Source organism: Caballeronia sp., assembly GCF_049581465.1.
GTDB lineage: Bacteria > Pseudomonadota > Gammaproteobacteria > Burkholderiales > Burkholderiaceae > Caballeronia.
The window spans coordinates 1-1,769 of record NZ_JBAUSA010000416.1 but is presented as its reverse complement, the minus strand read 5'-3'; the positions used below and the strand labels follow the sequence as shown (position 1 = coordinate 1,769).

Below are 1,769 nucleotides of genomic sequence, written 5' to 3'. Positions count from 1 at the left end.
ACGTCCTGCCGCGTTATCTGGGCGCGCATTTTCTGCGTGGCGAGTCAATGATCTATACCTGGGCTTCGCGCCTTTCGCACGACTATCGAGGCGGTTCTTGGGACTTCTTCGAATTGTCCAACGGTGGCTTCTATATGGCCCCGGCGCATGCTGGTCCGAGTCTGCGGGTGCAATGGCATGGCGACGGCTATGACGGCACGGTGGGCACGGATGCCTTCGGGGTTGTCGTCACGTTGTTCGCGCTTTGTCATCTCGCCGAGAAGACGGGCAACGACAAGATCATCGATCACTATCACGCGCTGCGTGAGTACGCGATGACGCACGCTGAGGCCGCAGAGATTCTGCAGGCAATCGACTAACGAACCGGCCCTGCCCTTCGGGTCGGGGCTTTTCACTGTCTCCCCTTGCGAGGAAACGATGGACACCGCGAACATCCGCCCCACGTGGCTTACTGCCCTTCTCCCATTATTGGCCGTCTACCAGTACGGCGACCGGTCGATGGTGCGCGCCGAACTATTCCGCATGGCGTTGTCCGCTGATGCGGCCGCGACCTCGGCCGACGCGCTGCACCGCATCGCTAATATGTTCGACCGCGACGGCCACGCAATCGAAATGCACCGCGACGAGTTACGGGCGCTCGCACGCGCAGCCCTCGCGCAGCTTGAGCGTGTACCGCCCCGCGCCCCAATATTGGCCGCACGTGACGCCGGAATCTAACAGTCATTGTCCGCGCCAGGGCGCGCGGACGTTGGAGGCTCGATGGGAACAATTACAATCACCCAGATTGAAGAGGCGATCAATATTTGGCGTACCCGGCAAACTTCGGGCGATGATGCGTCGCTGTGCCTCGAGGCGCGTGTACTTGCCGATATCTATGGATGGATGATCTATGTGCGTGCGGACGTTGTAGACGCGGCCACCTTGACTCCTGAACAGACAGCGGCAATCAGCGTGGCGAACTGAACACCCCCTCCCCGCAGGCTGCGCCGTTCTGAGACCTCGGACATTTGCCGCAGGCGGGTGTGCCCCTCCTTCCTGCCGAACCGGGGTTTAGGGCACCATTGACGTCTCGCGCGCGCCGAGCGCCCGGATCGAGGCGCCTGGGGACCCGCGCCAGTAGGCGTGCGGTGCGCGCCGGCCCGTAGCGTAGTGAAGGGACGATCCGGGCTGGCCTGAAATGACCATGGCTGGGGTCGTCAGGCAACCGAAGGTTGCGTGATTCCTCCGCGGCGAAGCCGTGGGGGCACGATCCGTAGGCGAATCGCGCTCCACGCCACGACTCGTGCGGCTTACAGCCGACAAGTAGGGTGTGCACGATAAATAGAAACACGACGGAAAAAATGATGAGTAGCAGCTATGAGGTCAAAATTCGCTCCGAATGTTTTTTGCCAGCGGACGAAGGATGGGAGCGGCCGAGTGGCCCGGAGGTTCAGGAGATCGTACGACGCGTCGGAATGTCCGGACGCGGCGTGGCGCGTTTGCTCGGACTGAGTGAACATGGCGGCCGGCAGGTGCGACGCTGGATGAGCGAAGAGGCGCCGATTCCCTATTCGGCATGGGCGATTCTTTGCGACATTGCCGGTTTCGAGCGGATCTGGCTTGAGGCCGAGATGCGAATTGCCCCGGAACGGACGGACTCTGGCGAAGACACGGCCAATTGATTAGCGCAAAAACACGGCGGTTTAAGCGTGCTTCCGGGGGATCGCACCGAACCGCAGCATCCGTCCCGCTGATATCGAGCGTACGCCGATCCGTGTACTCCTCCCTCC

At 61.8% G+C, this 1,769-nt stretch carries 4 protein-coding genes; all 4 read left to right on the top strand.

The features are described 5' to 3' along the window. A partial coding sequence (locus tag WCA53_RS10460; protein WP_423908803.1) for an antirestriction protein occupies positions 1 to 359 on the top strand: 359 nt, incomplete at its 5' end. Between the two features lie 58 nt (positions 360 to 417). Further along, positions 418 to 717 carry a hypothetical protein gene (locus WCA53_RS10455; RefSeq protein ID WP_423908800.1) on the top strand — a complete coding sequence of 100 codons (300 nt, stop codon included), beginning with the start codon at positions 418 to 420 and terminating at the stop codon, positions 715 to 717. Positions 718 to 759: 42 nt separating this feature from the next. Then, a complete protein-coding gene (locus WCA53_RS10450; protein ID WP_423908797.1) occupies positions 760 to 963 on the top strand; it encodes a DUF3717 domain-containing protein in 204 nt (67 codons plus the stop codon). 422 nt (positions 964 to 1,385) lie between these two features. Further along, complete coding sequence (locus WCA53_RS10445; protein WP_423908794.1) at positions 1,386 to 1,661, top strand: XRE family transcriptional regulator; 276 nt, start codon at positions 1,386 to 1,388, stop codon at positions 1,659 to 1,661. The last annotated feature ends 108 nt before the right edge of the window (positions 1,662 to 1,769 follow it).